Raw genomic sequence first — 22,092 nt, forward strand, 5'->3', positions numbered from 1 at the left:
ATGGATTATTCCTGTCCTTTCCGTATCTCTTCTATTTTCAGCACCAGAAGTCCGCCCCTACTGGTTTTGTCTCTCCTGATGAGCCATTTATGTTCAGACAGATTTATCCCGTTTTCCACAAATTCTGCCTCATCCCCCTGCGCTTCTCCGAACAGAATCGATACCCGGCAGCGGCTTTCCGGCTGCAGTATCTGTGACAGATCCAGCTTGACCCATACATCATTCTCCTGGTCAGGGTTGGCGGCGATCAAAAGCACTTCATTTTCCTCCCTGTAACAATAAGGAATGGGCAGTATCTCCTCCGCGTCGTAATCCACAGGGCAGAAACGGTCTGTTTTCTCCCCCATTTTCCCGGGCCGTATGAGATGGGGATGTGCTCTGCGGATCTGTATGATACGCTTCATGTCTTCCAGCATTGCTGCTTTTTCCGGATTCTTCAACTGTTCCCAGTCTATCCAGCTTCCGTACAGCCAGCGGCCTTTTCCCGGTTCTCCCTCACCATATAAGCCGGGAGCGAGCTGCGGCAGGGGACGGTAGTCTGCATTAAACTCCTCCCCGGACATGAACACCGGAATCGCCGGGGCCAGAAGTGTTGTGTATCCGGCCAGATAGCGGCTTCCCTTTGCCGCATACGGGCTCTCCTCCTCCGGAAAACCGACCCATCCGTCATCGTGACAGCTAAGCTGAACAGATAAAAATTGTCCGTCCTGAATCCTGTATGGAAAATATACCGTCAGTTTATTTTTGGCTTTTGTATACTCCACTGTGTAGTCCACTTCCAGAACACCTTCCCGACTGCTGTTCCAGACCTGACCGGCCTTATTTATCACCTGAATGTTTTGAATACGCTTTTCATCGTGGATGTTCTCCACACGCAGCCTGCCCTTCTGGATACGATAGGATGCACAGCCGTCTGCGCACACAATTTTCTCTGTGACATCCCCCTCAAAGATCACTTCCGGCACTTTGCTCTTTCCGAACCAGGAGCTGTCCCTGCTGTCCTGTATGGTTCCGTCTTCATAAAAAATCTTCACTTCCCAACGCTCATTGGCCCTTATCTGCCTGTCCCTGCAGTAGCCTGCTGCGTCGTGCAGCATTCTGAAAGAATGGTTCAGGCCATGATTGTGGCTTACGGCTTCCCCGTGTTGCAGGATGTCTGTCACACCGGGAATCGCAGGCCCTGTCTCTGCAATGATCACTATTTTCTTTCCCATATCAGCCGCTTTTCTGCGGATCAAAGCCCAGAGATCATTCCGATAATGGGCAACATCCAGCCGGTATCCGTCAATCCCGAATTCCTTTATGTACCACAGCCATGTATCCACCCACCATGCATCCAAATCTGCGTGTCCGCCGTACCAGTCAAAATCACGCATCCCCCAGGAACCTCCCAGAAACCAGTCAGGGTGTTCTTTTACAAGCGGGCTGTCCTCCATGACGCCATGGGTTATTACATCCAGAAAAATTTTGATTCCGCGGCTATGGGCACTCTCTACGAAATGCCTGAACTCCGCCTCTGTCCCCAGACTCGGGTCGATGCAGTCCGGACGGATACACGCATATTCTGTCCAGATATTATAAAAATGACTTTTGTCGCAGAGCTGATGGCCGGTAAGCCAGACAGCATTAATCCCCAGCTCCTCCAGATACGGCAGCTTCTCTTCCATGGAAGCAAAGGTGCCCGACTCCGGACCATTCGGTGAAGTAAAGCTTTTTGTTGCAATTTCATAGATAATAAGCCGTTCCAGATACTCCGGCGCGTCTATGATCTCATAATCCATAAGAATTTCCCTCTCTTTCACAATAACAGTTACCGTTCACTCCGTCCCCGGCTGTACGCTTCGACATGCTCTCATCCCTTGACGGAACCTGCCACCATACTCTCTGCAATCTGCTCCTGCAGAATCACATAGACAATCACTGTGGGCAGGATACACATCACGAGCGCCGCAAACATTGAGGAATAATTGAAGCTGAACGTAGATGTAAAATACTTGATCGTCAGCGGAAGTGTCCTGTTCTTTTCACTGGAAGTAAGCAGCATGGCATACATAAATTCATTCCATGAAAAAATAAAGGTAAGGATCGCGGAGCTTGCCATGGCAGATTTACTAAGGGGCAGCATAATCTTGGTAAATGTTTTTAAGAATCCCGCCCCATCCATATAAGCCGCCTCCTCCAGTTCCTTGGGAACTGACATGAAAAAGTTCTTCATCAGGAACAGGCTGAGCGCCATGCCGAATCCGGTATAAATAAGGATAAGTCCTGCCTTCGTATCGTACAGCCCAAGCTTATTGATAACAAAATAAACCGGCTGCACCATGGCATTGGAGGGAATCAGCATGGAAGAGATCAGCAGCATAAAGATTATCTTCTTCCCTTTAAAATCGGTTCTCGCCAGCACATATCCTGCCATGGAGTAAAGCACCACTGCCAGCACCGTACTGATCCCGGCCACAAACAGGGAGGTGAAAAACCGTGAGATAATGTCCACCTTCTCCAATGCGATCCTGTATCCGTCTGTATAAAATGAAGTCGGCAGAGAAAAGCTGGAGGAAAGGATCTGACTGTTTGTCTTAAAGGAAGACAGCAGCACCCATAAAAAAGGAAACAGGGAAATGGTGATTACGATTCCCATAATAAAGTAATCAAATACCCGCTGTCCTGTCTGTTTTTTTACTTTCATACCTCTCCACCTCTCAATCTACACTGTCCATACGAAACAGTTTGTTGCAGAACAACATAACAAGGATACCCAGGACCAGAAGGAGTATTCCAAGTGTATTGGCATAGCCGTACTGATTACTCTGAATAATCTTGTTCACCATCATGACAGATATGGTCATACTGGAATCTCCGGGACCTCCGTTTGTAGTCATATAGATGGACTCAAATTCCTTGAACACCGATGTGACCGCCACAATAGCTCCTGTTCCGATTGCTCTTCTGAGCAGCGGTAGGTATATAAAACAGTCTACCTGCCTTGCCGTTGCCCCGTCAATCCTGGCGGCGTCCTCTATTTCCGAAGAAATAGAGCTGAGTTCCGCCAGGACGATCAGGGTGATAACTGCCGCATACCAGAGCCAGATATTGGTAACACTTAAAAATGCTGTTTGGGAATCCACCAGCCAGTTTCTGGTCAGATGTTCCAGTCCTACACTTTTTAACAGCATATTCAGGATTCCCATATCCGGCTTATAGATAAATACAAACATCAGCGCCAGTGCGGACCTGGAGATTATGTTGGGAAGCATGAATACGGATCTGGTAAATCTCCAGCCTCTCCTCTTTCTCTTCAGCACCAGCGCCACTAACACACCGAAAGGAACATGCACCGCCACAGCCAGCAATGCCCAGAACAGGGTATGCCAAAGGGCCGCATGAAATACAGAATCCCTGAAAATCTTGATATAGTTCTCCAGACCGATGAAACGCATACTCTGCATCCCGTCCCATTTGGTAAAGCTGGACACCAGAGCCAGAACCATTGGCCCAAGATAAACCAAAGCAAACATCACCAGTGTAGGAGCCAAAAAAATAACAATCCAGACTTTGTTTTTCTGTTTCATCCCAATCACCCTCTGCCTATTCTATATCTTGTTTATACTGTGCGGCTCCTTCATTCATCATCTGGATAAACTCATCCACCGTGATACTTCCTGACACCAGATTGGGAATTTCCCTTCCGAATACATCGTTCTGAGAAACAGGATCCCACTTTGTCTGGTAACTCGGCAGCACAATACTCACATCTGAGGAGGCATCCACACAATTTTTCATAGGGGGAATCATCTTGTCATATTCGTCCTGTGGGAAATCCACTACAGAAGACAGTTCCCCTGCCTCAACCGCTCTCTTGGTACTGTATACAGGTTTTGTATAAAATTTCATAAATTCAACAGCACCGTCAATGACATCCTGTCCGTGATCTGTGGTAATACACCAGCTTGACTGCTCCATAGAACCGATCATCACATCCCCGGGGTACTTTGCATAGCCTACTTTATCTGCGAATCCCTCGGAGGCATAATCCGGGTCCGTAAGGCTTGACATCATCCAGGGACCATTGGCTATCATAGCTGTATTACCGCTGAAGAAATTATTGGCAGCCAGGGCATAGGTTCCGCCTACTGCGTCGGATGTGGTGTAATCAAACTGCTTTTTCAGAACTTCCACTGCCTCTTTAAATTCCGGGGTATCAAAATTATCCGGGAACTGCTGTGCCATAAACTTCTGTCCTTCCTCTGTTCCTCCCAGATAAGCAGTGGCAAGAAGCATCGGACACCAGGCTGTCTCCGTTGTGTGGAGGGACAGTGCCGGTATGCCCGCCTCTTTTAACTTATCGCATGCCTTCCAGAAATCATCCCAGGTCTCAGGGAATGTCTCAATACCCGCCTGCTCAAATAACTCCTTATTATAGTAAAATCCTGAAAGCTGAAGGCCGGCACTGGGAATCAGATACATTTTACCGTCTTCTCTGGTAAACGCTTCAATCCCCTGAGGCATCAGCTGGCCCTTCCATTCCGGGTCTGCTTCCAGATAAGGTGCCACATCCACCAGCCTGTCATTTTCCACAAGCAAATCATAAAACGCAGGTTCCGGACCGACCTGAATCAGCGCCGGAAGTGAGTTCGAGGCATTCAGCATTTTCAGTTTTGAGCGGTAATCATCTGAAGCACCAGCCAAATATTCCACCTCCATCTGATATTTTCCTTTGTATTCCCGGTTAAAATCTTCTACCACCTCTTTCATCTGAATATCCATGGCGTCATTTGCACCCGTTGTGATAATTATGGGGATTTTCACCTCCCCTTCACTCTCGCCTGCTGCCTGGCTTTCAGAGGCTGCCCCTTTACTATCCCCGGTCTTTTCGGCAGTGTCTTTCCCGTTTCCTCCTCCGCATCCGGCCAGCATAAATGCAGTTGCCAGACTTAAAATCCTCATAATATTTTTCCTTTTCATTAACAGGAACCCCCTTTTCTTTTGATGACTGTATTATAACAGGCTCTGTGTTTCAACATATACAAAAAATTATAGCTGTATTGTTGTTTTTTATACATATGAAAGACAGCAGCGGACATCTACAGCAACCCCCTCCGACAGTTCGTCCGTTTATACCAAAAAAGGCGCGGGACAATCGGCATTTTGTCCTACGCCTTTTTTACCTGATTTATCTGCGGTACCCCGCATATTATCCCGCATCGGCATCTGCTGCCATAGGAATCCTGATGGTACAGACTGTCCCTGTCTCTTCAAAACTTTCATAATGGATCTGAAAACAACTTCCATACCGCAGACAAAGCCTGCACACCACATTGGATATGCCGTATCCCCCTTTCTTCTGAGGAAATGCCTGTTTTATATCCTCCATGCCCTGGTACTGCATATGGTTAAGCTTCTCCAGGATATCCGGCTCCATGACGCTGCCGTTGTTGCTGACCTGCAGAACCATAAAACCATCCGCGGCCTTTACATCCACTTTGATTCTTCCGCCTTTGTCCATGTCAGCGAATCCGTATTTGATACAGTTTTCTACCACCGGCTGCAGGATGATCTTGGGAATCTTCACCTGCAGAATGGACTCCTCCACTTCTATCTCATACTGAAACAGATTCTCATTTCTTATCTGTTCTATATTCAGATAACATTTCACATGCTCCAGCTCATCTTTAAGGGAAACATCATTTTCACCCTTGCTGATACTGATCCTCAGCATCCGGGACAGCGACTGGATCAGTTTCACCATCGTCTCGTCGCCATCCATCCTGGCAAGCATATGTACATTATCCAGTGTGTTATACAGAAAATGAGGATTGATCTGATAGACCAGTGAATTATATTCGTTGATGCGGATTTCCTCCTGTTCCTTTTTCACTTCTTCCATCAAACTGCCTATGTGCTTGAGCATTTTGTTATAGGAAACCGCCACATGGTCCAGCTCTGTATTGGTGCTGATCTGTATTTCCTGATTCAGGCTCTCCCCGTCAAAATGGCTCATGATCCGGCTGATGCCCGAAATCGCTTTTCGGAAGGGATGTGATACAAAGGCAGACATAATGACACAGACAATAACAGAAATCAGCATGGTCAGGCCAAGACTTTTCAAAAAATTTCTCGCCGGAGCCTGCACCACAGATTCCGGTACAACGGAAAGAAAGATAAATTCTCCATCCTTATCTGTATTGGCAAAACAAATCCTGCTGTCTGCCGCAAAATGAACCACCTCACCGGCTTCATCCGGCAGTTCTTCCCCGGCTTTCCTCAAAATTTCCCGGCTGATCTCTTCTTCCTGCCCTTCCCCTCCCGTCCGGCAGCAAATCTCACCGTCCATGGTGACCATGGCATAGACTGCAGGTGTATGCTGATTCACATCAAAGAAAATATTGTCGTAAAAATCCTGGTTCAGCTTGACGATCAGAACTCCGGGGCTTACATTCTGCTCCATGTGCCGTATATTCCGGACCAGAAAAATGCCTGAATCTTCCTGTCCGTTCCGGTTAATCGTACTGTACATTATCTTTGTCAGGGAATAGTTATCCTTAAGCGCTTCACTTAATTCCTCTGACAGGATATCCTCCGGATTTACATTTTCTATCACTTTATTGGAGAAGTATTCATTCCCTTTATTGTCAATAAATATCCCATATTCCGTATACTGATTATTGGGATACCAGAGGCTTCTGTTGACGTATGCCTTATCCTGGGGCAGCAGTTCTTTCCTCTCCAGGGATTTCTGGATATAGGAATTTGTAATATAGCTTCTGGTCAGCTCATCAAATCCCTGCTCCATCATCTGGTAATTGCCAATCATCTTGCTGTTGCTGTGGGAATAGTTCTCCAGATTCAATTCTGTCACGTTTCTGTTTATGGAGCCTGCCAGGACACCCCCCATAATACCCAGGGGAAGGATTGCAGCCAGAATGGTAAAGACCACCAGCTTTTTGCGTATACCGTAAAATTGTTTACTGTTCTTCATACTTTTCTTTCCTGTACTCTGTCGGCAGACACCCTACATGCTTCTTGAACTGCTGTGTAAAATATGATGGGTTGGGTATCCCCACCTTCTCACAAATTTCCGTTATTGTATCGTCTGTAGTTTTTAACAGACTTTTCGCCAGCTTCATCCTCTCTTCCAGCAGATACTGTTTAAAAGACCTCTGCATTCCCTGCCCGAAAAGCCGGCCGAAATATACGGGATTTAGATGCACCTCCCTTGCCGCCATGCCTACACTCAAAAACTCATCATTCAGATGTTCCTGCACGTAGCAGACGGCCTGGCTGATATAAGTCCTGGCATGGCTGCGAATCTGATCCAGTTCTCTTAGATTCCTCTTCTTCTCATTCGTCTGCTCCAGGTTTTCAACTGCCTGTACATATACTTCTTTTAATCCTTTTATAGCTCTGCTCAGTCCGGATATGCCATACCGAAAATCCACCGAGAATTTTTGTCTCAGCATCTCCAGTTCTCTCTCCAGGACTGGAAGTACCAGGTATTCTTCCCCGGAAGCTGCAAATATGATGATCCTGTACCCGCTTTCATTCTGAAAATAAAAATACTGATAGGCATCCCCCAGGTCACTTTCCAAAAAACCGGCAATCTCCTCCTGTGTTGCCGCCTGCATATATTTCCCGTCCTGTGTTCTGACAAAATCAATACAGACAGCCCGATAAAATAGGGCATCCCAATCCTTTCCCCCAAAACGCGCCAATGCCTCCTGCAGTTCCTCCTCATCTATCTGATCCCCGCTGAACTTTCCCACCATATAATTTTCAAAGACTTTTCTGTTATTCTCTATGAAATGTTCATAGTCCTGTAGGATCTTCCTGCTCTTTCTTCTCTGCCGTATGGCGTTCGCAGCACTCAAAACAGCTTCCTCCAGTTTACTGTCCTCAATGGGTTTCAGAAGATATGTAAACGCCCCCAGTTCACATGCCCTCTGCGCATATTCAAAATCCCGGTATGCGCTGATGACGATCCATAAACATTTCTTCTCCGCCCGCCTGTCCACCTCCTGGATCAGGTCCAGGCCTGACATCTGTTTCATACGGATGTCTGTTATGACAATGTCCGGCCGTTTTTCCAAAATTTCATCCACGGCCTTCCTGGGATTTCGTGATGTGCCTGCCACCACTGCCCCCATTTTATCCCAGAAATAGGTAGTCTCCAGCCCTTTTAAAATGATTGCCTCATCATCCACCAAAAAAATCTTGATCTTCTCCATTTTTCCGCCCCGCATCTTTTCGTATTTCATGGTAAGTTTTTCTTCCTGCTAAGAGGAATGTGCATTGTATAATGAATTTATTATACCGCGGAAAATGGGGTTTTGGTAGTCTTTAATCGCTGTTGGGAATTTTTAGAATTTATGACAGAGTTGTGCTGTGGCTTTGATATAAGAATTGTTCGGCAGGTGCGGTTTTGGCAGAGACAGAAGTAACTGCTACGCCGGAATTGGCGCTGTGTCGGAATTGCTGTTGCACCGGAATTGGTACAGCAATGTTTGCCCGGACCTATACCACACTTTAGTTTTCGTATAGGGCTGCTATATCATGCACTCTGCGTTTCATCTCCTCACGGATATGTAACGGCTCTAAACACTCGCATTTATCTCCGAAACTCATGAGAATATTATAATAATACTCATTCTCTATGAAAGGAAAGCTGACAATGTAATACGCATCACCGTCCGGCGAAAAATGTTCATACGTGCAAAAATCAAGTACCCTGTCCATGACAGATTTGTGGATGCGGATCTTAATTTCTGTCTGCATGGTTTCCAGGATTTCCGCAAAGCCTATAAAGGGTTTTTCATAATCCCGTGGTGTGAAAATTTCCTCCTGCATCTGCAGGTTCGACATACGGGATAATCTGAATAAGCGAAAATCATTTCTTGCATGGCAATACCCCTGTAAATACCAATGACTGCTTTTCAGTACAAGCTGATAAGGCTCAACGCTCCGTATGGTTTTATTCCCGTGGTGGGCTATATATTCAAATGAAAGCAGTTTACTCTCCTGCATTGCTGCTTTGATCATTTCTAAATATGGCTGTATGTCGCTTTTTCCCATCCAGGGACTTAAATCTATACATATTTGATTTACTTTCAATTCAATTTCTTTTGCTCTGTCAGCGGGTATAAAGCTCTTGACTTTCGCAAGTGCGTGTACCAGCTCATCTCCCCGTACCATGTTTGAAAGGCTTGCAAGCCCCATCAGGAGAGCGGAAAGGTCCGCAGCAGAAAAAACTTTTTTATCGATCTTGTATCCCTCCATGATTTCAAAACCACCGCCCACTCCCGGTGCCCCGCGAACAGGAATCCCCGCCATGTTGATTGCATCTATATCGCGGTAGATTGTGCGGAGTGAGACTTCAAACATATCTGCCAGCTCCTGTGCACCGATACGTTTTTTATCAAGGAGTATCATAATAATGCTGACCAGTCTGTCTACTTTCATCTGATAGCCGCCTTTCGATTTGGATTGCTGCCATATTGTTGTCAACAATCACATGGTACAATAAGCCTGAAAACAAATCAATAAGTAATGATTCATCCAGTTGAATTGTTACGTGTATACGCTCATTAAAAATCGCTTTGCGATGGGGCAAATGTCAGCACAGTCAATGCGCAGACCTGACTGAACAGTAACATCAATACTAAAATGAAAACGGAGGAAATTTATGTTTACAATCTATGTTTATGTTCTTGATACCTTAGCCGACTGGGAGATTGGGTATGTCACCGCGGAGCTGAAATCCGGCCGATTTTTCAAAGAGGATGCACCGTCTGTATCGCTCAAGACGGTCAGTGATTCAAAAGAGCCTGTCCACACAATGGGCGGCCTGACAATTGTACCGGACTGCCTGGTCGAGGATATTGTGGTGAGCAAGACAAGCGTACTGCTGTTACCCGGTGCAAATACATGGAACGCCCCCAGCCGCGGCGCTATCATGAAAAAAGCAAGCGAATTTCTATCTTTTGGCGCTGCGGTATGTGCAATCTGTGGGGCTACCGCTGCACTTGCCGGCATTGGGGTATTGAATCAGCGCCCGCATACCAGCAATGGACCGGGATTTCTTGAAATGATCTCTCCCGGTTATAATGGGCAAAGTTTTTATATCGACAAGCCCTCCGTATGGGATAACAACCTCATTACCGCAAGTTCCACCGGAGCTTTATTGTGGGCCAGACAAATCATTGCGTATTTAGGTGTTTTTCAAGCAGACACACTGGAAGCCTGGTATGAATATTTTAATACCGGTAAGCCTGAATATTTTTTTGCTCTTATGCAGACTTTGCCGTCAGGCACTGAGAGCTGATATATATTTTGTCATAGACAGATTACGGCAGGATTACATATGCCAGGCAAAACAGACATATACGAAAAGAGACATGGCATAAATTGTCATATCTCTTTTTTAAAGACTTACTTTTTCTGTTCTTTTGAGAATTGCTTATAATAATACTCTGCCTTTTCTCTATCCAGCATAAAGTGTCTTTGTAATTTTTCTATTATAATTGTTCTCTCTGTCCGCTCCTCCTCTTTTTCAGCTATAAACGCCCTTATCCCCTGTTCCAAGCCTTTTTCTATCCCCTTCTCGATTCCTTCTTTTATTCCTTTTTCTACCCCTTCTTCATAACTGCGCTTTTTCTCATTTTTAATATGGCGTTCCGCATTATACTCTGTCAGTATCACGTCTTTCACCTCTCCTCGCTCTTTCTTCAGGAAATCTGCAAGAATACCTTCCGCAATACATTCCTCCACCGCTCTGTCCACTGCACCCTCTAAATCTTCGGGGTACATTTCCAGATACCGCCGCACCTTTGATACAAAAGAAGCATACTGCCACAACAAGCTGCAGTCTTCCATCAACTGTCTGTTATGTCCTGCATTGATATTCAGAACCGTGGCCACACATTCCAGGCAATAACTGTCCTGTTTCTTTTCAAATGCGTCACTCAGACGGTACTCCCGGCGGTCCGGTTCTTCCTCCGATCCGTTATAAAATACAATATACCGCGGAAGCGGGATTTTGATACGGCTGCCGGAATACAGATCAAGCTCTCTCTTTTCCACATATCCCTGATACACTCTTGCAAAATAGATCAATCCCCGCAGAGGCATATTGGGATTTCTGGTGGATTGGGCTTCATACAGATTCATCACACTGTCGATCAAAAAGGACAGGTCATTCTTTACACCCATATAAATGGCTCCTTCGATCGTAGTGATCTCCAAATCCTCCGGATTTTGATAATTGGAATGATTGATGGCATTATAAAGCTTCAGTGCAGCCTTTCTGTTCCCGAAGATCATGCGGAACAGGCTATCCTTGTAATTTCTGTTTACTTGTTTCCTTCTGATGGCTCTGCTTATCTTTCTCCTTCTGTTTCTGTTCATATTTCCTCGTCTTTCCGAAGCAGCCATAAGCCTCAGGAACCTGTAAACATTATAACAGAATTATACCTGCTCCACAACTTGCCGCTTCCTCTGTTTTTTATTCAGTTACTTTTACATAGTGAATTCCGGCAGAGATTACCGATTGGATTAATATAGAAAATAAATTTTCAGAATATCTTTTAATTGAGTATAACAGAAATAACGCTCTGTTGCAATCGAAATATCCCCCAGCTCAACAAAACAGATTGTTAAATCCATCCGCCCCGGAACTGCGGCAATAAGGACACTGATTCGCAAATACTTTCTTGAATCCCATCCTTCTGCCGCATTTCCCGCAGCACCATCCGTGCGATGCCCACATACACATAACAGGAATGTAAGCCCGATAAAACCGCCCGTAAATATAAAACAGATACCTTTTCCCGTTATTTTTTCCAGATTAGTTCTGATTCTTCTAAGTCTGCCGAAAGTTCTTCAGGACGTTCAATCCTAAACTTACCGTAATACACCTCATCTATCTCATCTACATTCCCAAGAAAAATCAAATGATCCTCTGTATCCTTCTGTAACAAAGCTCTTAATTCAGACCAGGGTGATTTATAGATATAAAAAAATGTCACATCTTTTTTCTCTCCGTCCTTTTCTAATGGAAAAGAGTTTCTGGCAACACTTCCATCTAAATTACTGCCGATATATCGTGCATAAAGTTTTTCATCAATTTTTTCGACTTTTATACATGTACTGTCATAAGGAATGAAGAGTTTTGGCGTTACCAGTAAAGCATATGTGCCCAGCATTATGATAAATGCAAGAAAAACAGATACCGCAGAAACCACTGCTTTTTTATTCCGAAACTGTTTCTTTAAATATTTTAATGTCTTTATTTCTGCATCCTGTGCCCCGGACCCTAACGGCAGGATCATATCTTCATTAAGGAGTACAGCCTCTCTTCTGCAGGATTCACAGGATTTTAAATGCTCCTCTACCATATTCTTTGTATCCTCACTCACTACATCATCCAGATACAGAGGAAGCACATCTGTGACCCGGGCCCAGCCAGGACTTTTCCCGAAAAGTAACCCTATTTTCTCAAACGGCAGTTCCCCAAAAACCCTAAGGTTAAATACTTCCTTATAAGGCTCTTTCATATTGTGAAGAAACCGATGAATCAGAAAAGCCCTTTCTTCATCCACAAAATTTTCTTCAAAGGATGCCCCCGGATTTCCTGCATTATCAGGCAGTTCCTCATATGCATACATTTTTTTGCGTTTGCAATATGTGTAATATGTATTCTTCGCAATGGTAAAAAGCCATGCCCGTATATTCTTAGAGCCATCAAAGGTATCTATTGCTTTCAGGGCTTTGACAAATGTCTCCTGTGTGATTTCTTCTGCCATATCCTCACTGGCGGATAAACTGCGTAAATATAAAAAAACATCTTTGAAATAGGATTTATATATCTGCTCAAAGTCCATATCTTTCACCCCCCTCCTATTCTATTAACTTCCGTACCGCAGAAACGTTACATTTTTTATTTTCGATTTCTTTTATATTTCATAACTGAAATAATTCACCGCAAAGGCATTATAGCAGAAAAATATCTTCCGTTACAGAAGTATAATTTTTGTACCCCTTCGACGGTCTGATATTATTAGTATTTCCTGCCTTTTTATAAAATTGACGGACTTAATCCCAACGTGGTAAAATAAGCATATACCGGTTGTCAGGACATATAGGAAAGGAGTATGTTATTATGAAACGAAGTACATTACATGCTATTTCTATAGTAATGCTGCTGCTTTTAATCGTTGCTAATAAATTTATACATGTGAACTCCACTATAGCAGCAGTTTGGATCATACTGGCCCTCATTGTCTTTGCAGTGGGATTTATAAAAGGCAGATTATAAAAGAGGTTCCAGATGAGCGATAAATTAAGAACATTTCATTTAGAAAAATATGAATAGTAGTATATCATTTACCAGGAGCTGCCTTTTCAAAAGGAACAAATATTTTATTCTATGGAGGTATTTATGAAAATCAGAAAAATGGAAATCAGCGATTATGACTCTGTTTACTCCCTCTGGATGTCCTGTCAAGGCATGGGTTTAAACAATATTGATGATGCAGAAGAAGGCATTGAAAGGTTTTTGAAAAGAAATCCAGACACCTGCTTTGTGGCAGAAGAAAACGGCCGGATTGCAGGTATCATCTTGGCGGGAAATGACGGAAGAAGGGGATATATCTATCACACAGCAGTCAGCCCATCGGCACGCCGGAAGGGAATCGGAAGCCAGCTGGTCCGTGCGGCGCTTGACGCACTAAAAAACCTTGGTATTATCAAAGCGGCACTTGTCACTTTTTCCAGGAATGAAGAGGGAAACCATTTCTGGGAAAAACAAGGATTCACTGTGAGAGATGACTTATTATACCGGAACAAAACACTGATAGAAATGACCCGGATTGATACCTGATATCACACCCCTGCGGCCTCTATATCCAAATACAACAGAAACTGTACCTCCTCATCCGCATCTCCATAATACGCATACCGGTTGACAGCGCCCAAATGGGCCCCCTGTTTAAAATAAAACGCAGCTGCCGGGACATTATTATTCTGGCATTCGATTTTAAGCTGGCAGAGCCCCATCCCCTTTGCTTTTGTCATTACCATATCAAACAGTTTTCCTCCGACACCTCTGCGTTTATATGCGGAATCCACACGGATATCCCAGAGAATCCCCAAATCCTCTCTGCCCTCCAGCATATGAAGCTCCGCGCTGTTGCAGCACAGAACAGCTCCGCCCACCGGCTTTTCTCCGTCAAAAGCCATGAAAAAATGCCAGTTTGACAGATCAAACTGCTGATTCCACCTTTTATAATTCGCATGGCCGGAAAAATCTTTTATATATGGGGCTACGGCTCTTTTTATAAAACTGATACCGTCCAGATCTTTTATTACCACCTCATAGATTTCTTCAACCCTTACCTTCATTTCAACTTTATCATAGATGTAAGCATCTGTTTTCTCTATTTCTGCGTAACGAATTTCATGATCTCGTTCCATAATTTTCCCCCTCACTCTTTATCCTGCAGCATATCTTACCCCAAACCCATAAGCCTGCATCTTCTTCCAGGTCAAGGAAACAATCCAGCTCTCCCCCTTTATCATGGGAATATCCAGATCATTCATGATAACAGCGTCGCTTCATTTTTCCCCATTTTCCATTCACCAGACTAATATTTACCTATATCTTAACACAAAACAACAGGGATATACAGTATGGTATTCCTTTTGTACAGTGGAAGGCTGAACGGTTACCGACATCCCTCCTTTCATCATCTGCTTCTGGACAAGGACAGAGCAGCCTGATACAATGGGAATATATGAGAAGGAGGGATCCGTATGTGTGGAAAGAAGACCGGTTTCTAAGTTAACTTATAAAAATCGGAGGTAATTATGAAATATACAATTAGGGAAATGTATCCGCAGGAGTATCCGCTTCTGGCAGATTTTTTGTATGAATCTATTTTCCAGCGGGAAGGGGACAATCCGTTTCCGAAAACAATCATCCATCAGCCTGAACTGCAAGTCTACATCAAAGATTTCGGGACCGGGAAAGATGATGCCTGCCTGTGCGCAGTGGTTGACAATAAGGTGGTTGGCGCAGTCTGGGTCAGAAATATTCACGGATATGGGGACCTTGATGATGAGACACCTGAATTTGCGATTTCTCTCTATAAAGAATACCGTGGATACGGCATCGGGACAGAACTTATGAGACAGATGCTGGAGTTATTAAGAAAAAAGGGGTATAAAAGAGCTTCCCTGTCCGTGCAAAAAGAAAATTACGCGCTGCGTATGTATCAAAAATGCGGCTTTAAACCCGTCATTGACAAAGAAGAAGAATTCATAATGGAATACCGCTTCTGAGATACCGCATTATAAAAAGGACTGCATATGATTGCCGGTGTGCAGCCCTTTTTTCTGCTTTAGGCAGCGCACATGCCAGTGCACTTAGACTCTCTGTCATCCCGGAACTCATCCATCTTTCACGCAACGTTCATGTAAATATAATAAACGTTAGTGCATGAACAGCGTTTACCGGAACAGCGGATGATATAATATAGACCACATTAACTGTTTTAGCCCATACACAGAATGACCATTCTATCACCCTTAAAACTCGGAAAGGAGATAACGCCAAATGGAAGTAACTTCTTCATTGTTTAACTCACTATTTAGCCTTAGTTTGATTCTTATATTTTGTTTTGTCTTATATCTTGTGATAAAACGAGCTGTTAAAAATGGTATTCTTGAAGCACATGATGAAATCCCAAAAAAGAATGGAAAAACAGAATAAGACTTATGGTATACAAAAAACCGCACCAGAACATTAATCCTTCCGGTGCGGTTTTTGGGAGACTGGATAAATATCGCAGGCCTGTAAAAACAGCCTGATATTCTCTTCTTCCTCTTTTCTTTTACTGCCTGTTCTTCCCAGTCTGTCGCACAGCCCCAGAAGCGCAATCTCATCTGCATCGGTATGATACTTCATTCCCTCAATATCTGCAAAGCGAAGACCTTTCACAACATACAGAATCTGCATATGATACCGGATCAGTTGTGAAACTTCCTCCACAAACTCCTGATCCTGCACAAACTGTGACAGAAACTTACGTGCCATAACCGCGCCGGCTTTATCATGGTCATATGCTGTGATTTTCCCTTTTCTTCGTCTGGTCGTTACCGCTTTTCCTATGTCATGAAGAATGGCTGCCCACATGAAGACCAGCGGATTTTTGCTCCTGTTTTTTACTTTTGCCGCTTCATCTACAACGAGCAGGGTATGATTCCATACATTTCCTTCGGGATGGTGTATGGGAGACTGGACAGTCTCTTTCAGCTTATGCAGCATATCAAACGGATACTGCTGAAAATCCGGATTCTCGTAGATTTCATTCAAATAATACGATGGCTGTCTATCACTCATCAAATGGCTTTCTATATCAGCATAGAGATTCTGCATACTTTTTGTTATATCACTCATGTATTTTCCACCTCTCAGTCAGTATTCCACTGTAATAAATCTTTATTCTATTATCCGAAGAATACGGTTATATCAAACCTTCCGTAAATCCCTCGAACTTCCATCCCCAAAGAACAGTTCACCAAATTTACACACTTCCTCCTCAATTTTATCACAGAATCACGACAATTTCGCCACAATTATCCGATATGCTATAGACATAAACAAAGAGATACCAAATACAATAACAAACACAAAAAATAAAAAATAAATAAAAAGTTGAGGAGGAATTCTTATGTCAAACTACTACGATTTTAATTCAGATAACAACAGCGAACTGTCCCATTACCCAATCTTTTCCGAAGGCCCGGCATCTTCTCCGAATCCGGATAAAAAGCCTTCCAAACGAAACCGGAACAAAAAGAAAACTCTGGCAAAACGCATTGGCTCCCTGACTCTGAGTGCTGTTCTGTTCGGTTCTGTGGCAGCCGGTTCTTTCCAGGCAGTCAATCATATTTACGCTGCCAATTCACCTGCCGCAGCCGCAAATACATCTGCTGGCAGCACAAGTGATACAAAGGCCGGTCTTCTGAAGACCACAGCAGTTTCCGGCAGTTCCGGCAGCAATACGGGAAGCCTGGATGTTTCCGATATTGCAGCGGCAGCCATGCCCTCCATTGTATCTATAACCAATAAATCCGTACAGGAGGTGCAGAATTATTTCAGCCAGTTCGGATACGGCGGTTATCCCCAGACACAGGAGACGGAAAGCCAGGGTTCCGGTATCATCATTGGGAAAAATGACACGGAACTTCTGATTGTAACCAACAATCACGTTGTGGAAAATGCAGACACCCTCTCCGCATGTTTTATTGACAACAATGTACTGGAAGCAAAAGTGAAAGGCACTGATGCGGACAACGATCTGGCCGTTATTGCCGTTCCGCTGGACAGCATTTCCGACGAAACCATGTCCGCCATCGCGGTTGCCAATATCGGCGATTCCGACTCCCTGAAGGTGGGCGAGCAGGTTGTAGCCATCGGCAATGCCCTTGGCTACGGACAGTCCGTCACAACAGGCATTGCAAGCGCTGTGAACCGTGCACTCTCCGGCTCTTCCTCAGAAGCAGGTACCGATGATTCTAACGCTGCCACTTACATCCAGACAGACGCTGCCATCAACCCGGGAAACAGCGGCGGCGCGCTTCTCAATATGAACGGCGAGGTCATTGGCATCAACTCCGCCAAACTGGCTTCCACAGAGGTGGAAGGCATGGGATATGCCATTCCAATGTCAAGGGCATCAGATATCATTGAAAACCTTATGAACAAAACAACACGCGAAAAAGTTGCGGAAGGCGAACAGGGCAGTCTCGGAATCAAAGGTGCCGATGTCACAAGTGAGGCAGAAGAAATCTACGGCCTTCCCAAAGGCGTATATATCTCAGACGTCACCCAAGGCAGCGCAGCAGAGAAAGCAGGCATCACCCCGGGCAGCGTCCTGACTAAATTTGACGGCGAATCCGTCACTGCGATCAGCCAGCTTCAGAATCTGCTCCAGTATTATAAGGCAGGCGAGACCGTGGAGGTAACTCTGCAGGTTCCCGGCCAGAACAACAGCTATGAAGAAAAGACGGTCTCCATCACACTCGGAAGCAGCACAGATACACAGAACAGCCAGGAAAGCAATGCTCCCTCTCCTGCAGGGAATAACTTCCGCTGATACAAATGTCTCATATCATACAAAATGCTCCGGCCGCGGTATTTACAGAACCGCGGCCGGAGCCTCTTTTATCAGTTACTGAAAATTTGACACATAGATATACGCATCCTCCAGCGTCACCTTTGCCGGGCTGCAGGGAACATCCGGCTTTTCCGAACTGATCACCCGGACCGTCATCCCGTCCTCCTGAATCTGTTTGGATGAAACACGGTATTTCTGTTCCAGAGAGCGCACCTGCGCCTCCTCCTCCATTCTGCAGATCCAGGTATGTCCCTCTGCCCTTTTTAACAGCTCTTTCACGGAACCGCTGTAAAGCATTTTTCCTTTTTTGAGCACAGTCAGCTGGCTGCAGGTGGCCGCCAGATCCTCCACCACATGAGTGGAAAACAAGACGGTTCTCCCCACGGCAAACTCCACCAGAAGATTTCTGATACGGATTCTCTCCTCCGGGTCAAGACCGGTCGTAGGCTCATCCACAATGAGAAACTCCGGTTCATTTAAAAGCGCCTGGATCAGGCCGACTCTCCGCTTCATTCCGCCGGACAACTGTTTCATTTTCTTCTTCTGGTGCTCCTCCAGACTTGTCTTTTCCAGATAATAATCAAGCCTTTTTTTACACTCATCTTTTGGTATACCGGACAGTCCTCCCAGATATTCCAGGCATTCCCGTACCGTCAGATTCGGATACAGGGAAAGCTCCTGGGGCAGATACCCGATTTTCTTCTGTATGGAAGGATAATTGTTCTCCCGATACACCAAATGATTCATTAATACATCCCCGGATGAGGGTTTTAACAGCGTTGCCAGCACCCGCATGAGTGTTGTTTTTCCCGCTCCGTTTTCACCCAGAAGCCCGTATACGCCGGAGGGAATTGTAAACGAAACATCATCCAGTGCCTTCACATTCTTTTGAAACGCAACGGTTACATTTTCTAATCTAACTGACATATCTTCACCTTTTTCCTTTCATTCTCTTCTTACCCAAATGTCTGCCGAAATTTCCGACTGCTCCAATGCAGACAGCTCCCAGGACCAGTGCGGTAACCTTCCCGTAAATCCACCGTAAGTCCCCATCCCCCATTTCCATCCCTCCAAATGCAAAGATCTGAAGAAAAAGGGGCAGTTTTAAAGCTCCGCTCGATATAAGAAAAAACCAGAGTGCTGCTGCTGCGCCAATACCCCCCCAAAGGCTCCCGGTTATTTTGGAAATAAGCACCGGAAGTGCTCCGAACAAGACGATACTCGCCGCTGTTGCCGCCATTGCTGTTGCAAAATGATAAAGTTCATTCTCCCGCATATATGGCTGCTGTATAAGATAAAATAATCCGTATCCTGCTGCTGCCGTACAGATCAAAAAAACATACTGAACAGCAAAGCGTTTGAGAATGGTCAGCCTCTGCTGTTTTCCCGGCTTTATGGCAAGTATTTCCCATCCGCCTCCCGGAATCTCCTGATAGCAGGTATCCGCACACAGGACAAGCGTCAGCAGTGTAATATAAGAATCAATGGTCGGCCCGATTTCTTTTACACTTGAAATCCCCCTCACAATCGCCAAAATGAGGATAAAAAACAGGGCACAGATCATTTTATACGGCGGCAGGCTTATTTTTATTTCCTTCATCCAAATACCCTCCTCTTCTTCCATATTCTCACGCAGACCCATATGATCACCGCTGCTGCAATGAGAAGCGCAGTCTGATTCATTAGAGCCAGTGGAGGCGGCGTGGTATCCAAAAACAGTCCCGGAAAGCGGACTATAATAGCCAGAGGCCTTCCGTAATAGCCGTAATTTCCATCCGGCCCGATACTTCCCATATTGGAATAAACCATATACAGGATCAGAAGCGGTGTTGCCGGCAGCGGATTCTTAAAAAGGAAGGCTGTCAGAGCATACACACAGATAACCATAAGAAGATTTGGCAGGACATACACCGCAGCCGCCGCGAATACATCCCATACAGCCACGGGAAACCCCTGTTCCCTTCCTCTGTGCATACACAGAAAAGTAAATACCGCGGTCATAACCGCAAGCGGCAGCAAAAGTGCTGTAAAACCGCCCGCTATTTTCCCGGTCACATACTGCCATGCGGAAACAGGCTTTGTGTGAAGCAATTCATAAGTATTCTTCCTGGTATCCTGAAGGAATAAAAATGCCATCAGTATGGATGAAAAAAACACGAAGAAAAGCCCCGCAAAATCAGTGTATTTCCTGGCAAAATATTCTGAATACCGCATCTGGCTGAATTTTTCATCCATATACGCGTTGACTTCCTCTGCAGTCCCCTGTCTGAGCTCTGCCTCCTGGAAATAATAATTGGCATTGGGATAATCATAATGTTCAATCAGGTAATTCAGGATTTCGTCCTGGCTGTACCCCTCTTCCAGAAACATTTTTGTCATCTGATCCGTTTCCTCTTTGCTGATTCCCGAATCCTCATTGAGATCTCTGCAGATATCCGGCATGGCGATCTCAATCTGTTCTTTTTCTGTGGAAGGAAAATATCCATCCATCACATCCGCGTCATGGATATGCTCTAATTTTGCCGCCTCCACCTGTGCATCACTTTCCCAGTAATGCAGCTTCAGATAAGGCTGCATGATCTGAAAAACCTCAAAGAATATCAGCAGAATACCCACATAATAGATGGGATTTTTGAAATAATTTTTAAGCTCTCTTTTAATTATTACCTTCATATTGTTTTCCTCCTGTCTTGATCTTATTGTAAAACAGAAATCACAACAAAAAGACAACAAAAAAAGAACTGCCAAACATGACAGCTCTTTTACGGAGCAAACACACGGGCCGTGTGAGCATTTTTTTCTGCTGACACGGTCACCACCACATATTCTGAATGTCCTCCTGTGCGTATGGGATATCCCCAGCCGCCTATACCGGAACTCACGATCACCTGAAGTCCGCCGATCTCTTTCCATCCATAATTCAGCTCTGTAAACCCGGTCAGCTCTCCCACCTGCCCGGTAGGCCAGATCTGCCCCGCGTGGGTATGACCGGAAAGCTGAAGGTCCACACCCGCCTCTGCATTTTCCGGAAGTTCTGTGGGCTGATGGTCCAGAAGAAGTACAAAAGTATTGCCGTCTGCCTCCCTGCACAGCTCCTCTATCCCGGTTCTTCCCTTTGGAGAGACCATGCTCCCGACAGAGGCGTCTGTTCTTCCGATGACAGTCAGCTCATCGTTTACGTTATAAACCCGGTCCTTTAGTACAACGATGCCGCTGCTTTCCAGTGTACTGCAAAGCTCCTCCGGTGAATAGGCCGGGGTGCCGGTATACGCATTATAGTCATGGTTTCCGAACACATAATACGTGCCATATTCAGCTTTTACAGCACCCAGGACTTTTGCCGCGGCTTCCATCTCCTGCCTGGATGTATTTTCATCAAATATATCCCCGGTCAGGGCGATCAGATCCGGCTTTTCCCTCTGCATCTTATCGCAGCAGTCTTTTAATTTTCCTATATCCATGGTGGTACCCATGTGAAGATCAGAAATCTGGAGAATTTTCAAATCCCGGCTCAGTTGTTTTTCTGTCTCAATCCGGTATTCGGTCCTTCTGATATCATTTATATTAAAATAACCGTATCCTGCGATCAAACAGATCACCAAAAGAGGAATCGCACCGCTTGCGTGGAGGAACCCCCATATCTTACGGGCTTTTTCCTTTCGGAACTTTCCTCTGCAGATAAAGTAAATGCCATCCATCAAAATACTGAGCACAAAAAAATGTAGGATGATCACAGCTCCCAGCCCATACAGCATCCACCCCTGGGCCACACAGGCAAGTGTTATGAGCAGAGACAAAATTCGCACCGCCTTTTTCTGCTTTCCCAGTCCAAAAAGCCCAAGGAAACGCCTGAAAAAGAAATAGAGATATGTCCCCACGGGGATATAAACCACCAGAGGAAACAGCAGATAACTCATGGATT

The 22,092-nt window shown here is 45.0% G+C and carries 21 protein-coding genes; 6 read left to right on the forward strand and 15 right to left on the reverse strand.

What is annotated here, in order from left to right:
* Nucleotides 1-5: 5 nt before the first annotated feature.
* From WMO65_RS06020 to WMO65_RS06050, 7 genes are all read right to left on the reverse strand, one after another.
* A complete protein-coding gene (locus tag WMO65_RS06020) occupies nt 6-1,781 on the reverse strand; it encodes an alpha-amylase family glycosyl hydrolase (RefSeq protein WP_148392265.1) in 1,776 nt (591 codons plus the stop codon).
* 71 nt (nt 1,782-1,852) lie between these two features.
* Complete coding sequence (locus WMO65_RS06025) at nt 1,853-2,686, reverse strand: carbohydrate ABC transporter permease (protein ID WP_148392263.1); 834 nt, start codon at nt 2,684-2,686, stop codon at nt 1,853-1,855.
* Nucleotides 2,687-2,699: 13 nt separating this feature from the next.
* Nucleotides 2,700-3,569 carry a carbohydrate ABC transporter permease gene (locus WMO65_RS06030; protein ID WP_054352730.1) on the reverse strand — a complete coding sequence of 290 codons (870 nt, stop codon included), beginning with the start codon at nt 3,567-3,569 and terminating at the stop codon, nt 2,700-2,702.
* A gap of 16 nt (nt 3,570-3,585) precedes the next feature.
* On the reverse strand, nt 3,586-4,962 hold the full coding sequence (locus tag WMO65_RS06035; RefSeq protein ID WP_148392261.1) for an ABC transporter substrate-binding protein: 1,377 nt from the start codon (nt 4,960-4,962) through the stop codon (nt 3,586-3,588).
* Nucleotides 4,963-5,191: 229 nt separating this feature from the next.
* Nucleotides 5,192-6,976 carry a sensor histidine kinase gene (locus tag WMO65_RS06040; RefSeq protein WP_148392259.1) on the reverse strand — a complete coding sequence of 595 codons (1,785 nt, stop codon included), beginning with the start codon at nt 6,974-6,976 and terminating at the stop codon, nt 5,192-5,194.
* On the reverse strand, nt 6,963-8,252 hold the full coding sequence (locus tag WMO65_RS06045; protein ID WP_148392257.1) for a response regulator transcription factor: 1,290 nt from the start codon (nt 8,250-8,252) through the stop codon (nt 6,963-6,965). Before WMO65_RS06045 ends, WMO65_RS06040 begins: the two co-directional genes overlap by 14 nt.
* Nucleotides 8,253-8,520: 268 nt before the next feature.
* Nucleotides 8,521-9,453 carry a helix-turn-helix transcriptional regulator gene (locus tag WMO65_RS06050; protein WP_054352724.1) on the reverse strand — a complete coding sequence of 311 codons (933 nt, stop codon included), beginning with the start codon at nt 9,451-9,453 and terminating at the stop codon, nt 8,521-8,523.
* 223 nt (nt 9,454-9,676) lie between these two features.
* Here WMO65_RS06050 and WMO65_RS06055 point away from each other — a divergent pair, with 223 nt between their 5' ends.
* Nucleotides 9,677-10,315: a type 1 glutamine amidotransferase family protein gene (locus WMO65_RS06055; protein ID WP_033141886.1), complete on the forward strand. Its 639-nt coding sequence runs from the start codon at nt 9,677-9,679 to the stop codon at nt 10,313-10,315.
* Nucleotides 10,316-10,422: 107 nt separating this feature from the next.
* Here WMO65_RS06055 and WMO65_RS06060 read toward each other — a convergent pair whose 3' ends face one another.
* Complete coding sequence (locus tag WMO65_RS06060; protein ID WP_148392256.1) at nt 10,423-11,397, reverse strand: hypothetical protein; 975 nt, start codon at nt 11,395-11,397, stop codon at nt 10,423-10,425.
* A 425-nt stretch (nt 11,398-11,822) separates the two neighbouring features.
* Complete coding sequence (locus tag WMO65_RS06065) at nt 11,823-12,872, reverse strand: sigma-70 family RNA polymerase sigma factor (protein ID WP_148392254.1); 1,050 nt, start codon at nt 12,870-12,872, stop codon at nt 11,823-11,825.
* 278 nt (nt 12,873-13,150) lie between these two features.
* Here WMO65_RS06065 and WMO65_RS06070 point away from each other — a divergent pair, with 278 nt between their 5' ends.
* Both WMO65_RS06070 and WMO65_RS06075 read left to right on the forward strand, forming a co-directional pair.
* Nucleotides 13,151-13,306 carry a hypothetical protein gene (locus WMO65_RS06070; RefSeq protein ID WP_156120888.1) on the forward strand — a complete coding sequence of 52 codons (156 nt, stop codon included), beginning with the start codon at nt 13,151-13,153 and terminating at the stop codon, nt 13,304-13,306.
* 123 nt (nt 13,307-13,429) lie between these two features.
* Entirely contained in the window at nt 13,430-13,870 is a 441-nt protein-coding gene (locus tag WMO65_RS06075) for a GNAT family N-acetyltransferase (protein ID WP_033143003.1), read from the forward strand.
* Nucleotides 13,871-13,872: 2 nt separating this feature from the next.
* Here the strand turns inward: WMO65_RS06075 and WMO65_RS06080 are convergent, their stop codons facing one another.
* Nucleotides 13,873-14,463, reverse strand: coding sequence for a GNAT family N-acetyltransferase (locus tag WMO65_RS06080; RefSeq protein ID WP_148392252.1), 591 nt, complete (start codon nt 14,461-14,463; stop codon nt 13,873-13,875).
* Nucleotides 14,464-14,856: 393 nt separating this feature from the next.
* Between WMO65_RS06080 and WMO65_RS06085 the strand changes: the two genes are divergently transcribed.
* Together WMO65_RS06085 and WMO65_RS26525 are read left to right on the forward strand one after the other, a co-directional pair.
* Entirely contained in the window at nt 14,857-15,330 is a 474-nt protein-coding gene (locus WMO65_RS06085; protein WP_148392250.1) for a GNAT family N-acetyltransferase, read from the forward strand.
* A 274-nt stretch (nt 15,331-15,604) separates the two neighbouring features.
* Nucleotides 15,605-15,760: a DUF6019 family protein gene (locus tag WMO65_RS26525; RefSeq protein WP_243128800.1), complete on the forward strand. Its 156-nt coding sequence runs from the start codon at nt 15,605-15,607 to the stop codon at nt 15,758-15,760.
* Nucleotides 15,761-15,793: 33 nt separating this feature from the next.
* On the opposite strand, the gene WMO65_RS06090 is transcribed toward WMO65_RS26525, so the two are convergent.
* A complete protein-coding gene (locus tag WMO65_RS06090; RefSeq protein WP_033143000.1) occupies nt 15,794-16,447 on the reverse strand; it encodes an HDIG domain-containing metalloprotein in 654 nt (217 codons plus the stop codon).
* Between the two features lie 274 nt (nt 16,448-16,721).
* Between WMO65_RS06090 and WMO65_RS06095 the strand changes: the two genes are divergently transcribed.
* A complete protein-coding gene (locus tag WMO65_RS06095) occupies nt 16,722-18,149 on the forward strand; it encodes a S1C family serine protease (protein ID WP_148392248.1) in 1,428 nt (475 codons plus the stop codon).
* 75 nt (nt 18,150-18,224) lie between these two features.
* Here WMO65_RS06095 and WMO65_RS06100 read toward each other — a convergent pair whose 3' ends face one another.
* The 4 genes from WMO65_RS06100 to WMO65_RS06115 form a co-directional block, all read right to left on the reverse strand.
* Nucleotides 18,225-19,097, reverse strand: a complete 873-nt coding sequence (locus tag WMO65_RS06100; RefSeq protein WP_148392246.1) for an ABC transporter ATP-binding protein — start codon at nt 19,095-19,097, stop codon at nt 18,225-18,227.
* Between the two features lie 4 nt (nt 19,098-19,101).
* Nucleotides 19,102-19,770 carry a hypothetical protein gene (locus tag WMO65_RS06105; RefSeq protein WP_148392244.1) on the reverse strand — a complete coding sequence of 223 codons (669 nt, stop codon included), beginning with the start codon at nt 19,768-19,770 and terminating at the stop codon, nt 19,102-19,104.
* A complete protein-coding gene (locus WMO65_RS06110) occupies nt 19,767-20,843 on the reverse strand; it encodes an ABC transporter permease (RefSeq protein WP_148392242.1) in 1,077 nt (358 codons plus the stop codon). Before WMO65_RS06110 ends, WMO65_RS06105 begins: the two co-directional genes overlap by 4 nt.
* Before the next feature lie 89 nt (nt 20,844-20,932).
* Nucleotides 20,933-22,087: a metallophosphoesterase gene (locus WMO65_RS06115; protein WP_148392241.1), complete on the reverse strand. Its 1,155-nt coding sequence runs from the start codon at nt 22,085-22,087 to the stop codon at nt 20,933-20,935.
* Nucleotides 22,088-22,092 lie beyond the last annotated feature (5 nt).

It is taken from the genome of Blautia caccae, from assembly GCF_040095955.1.
Lineage (GTDB): Bacteria > Bacillota > Clostridia > Lachnospirales > Lachnospiraceae > Blautia > Blautia celeris.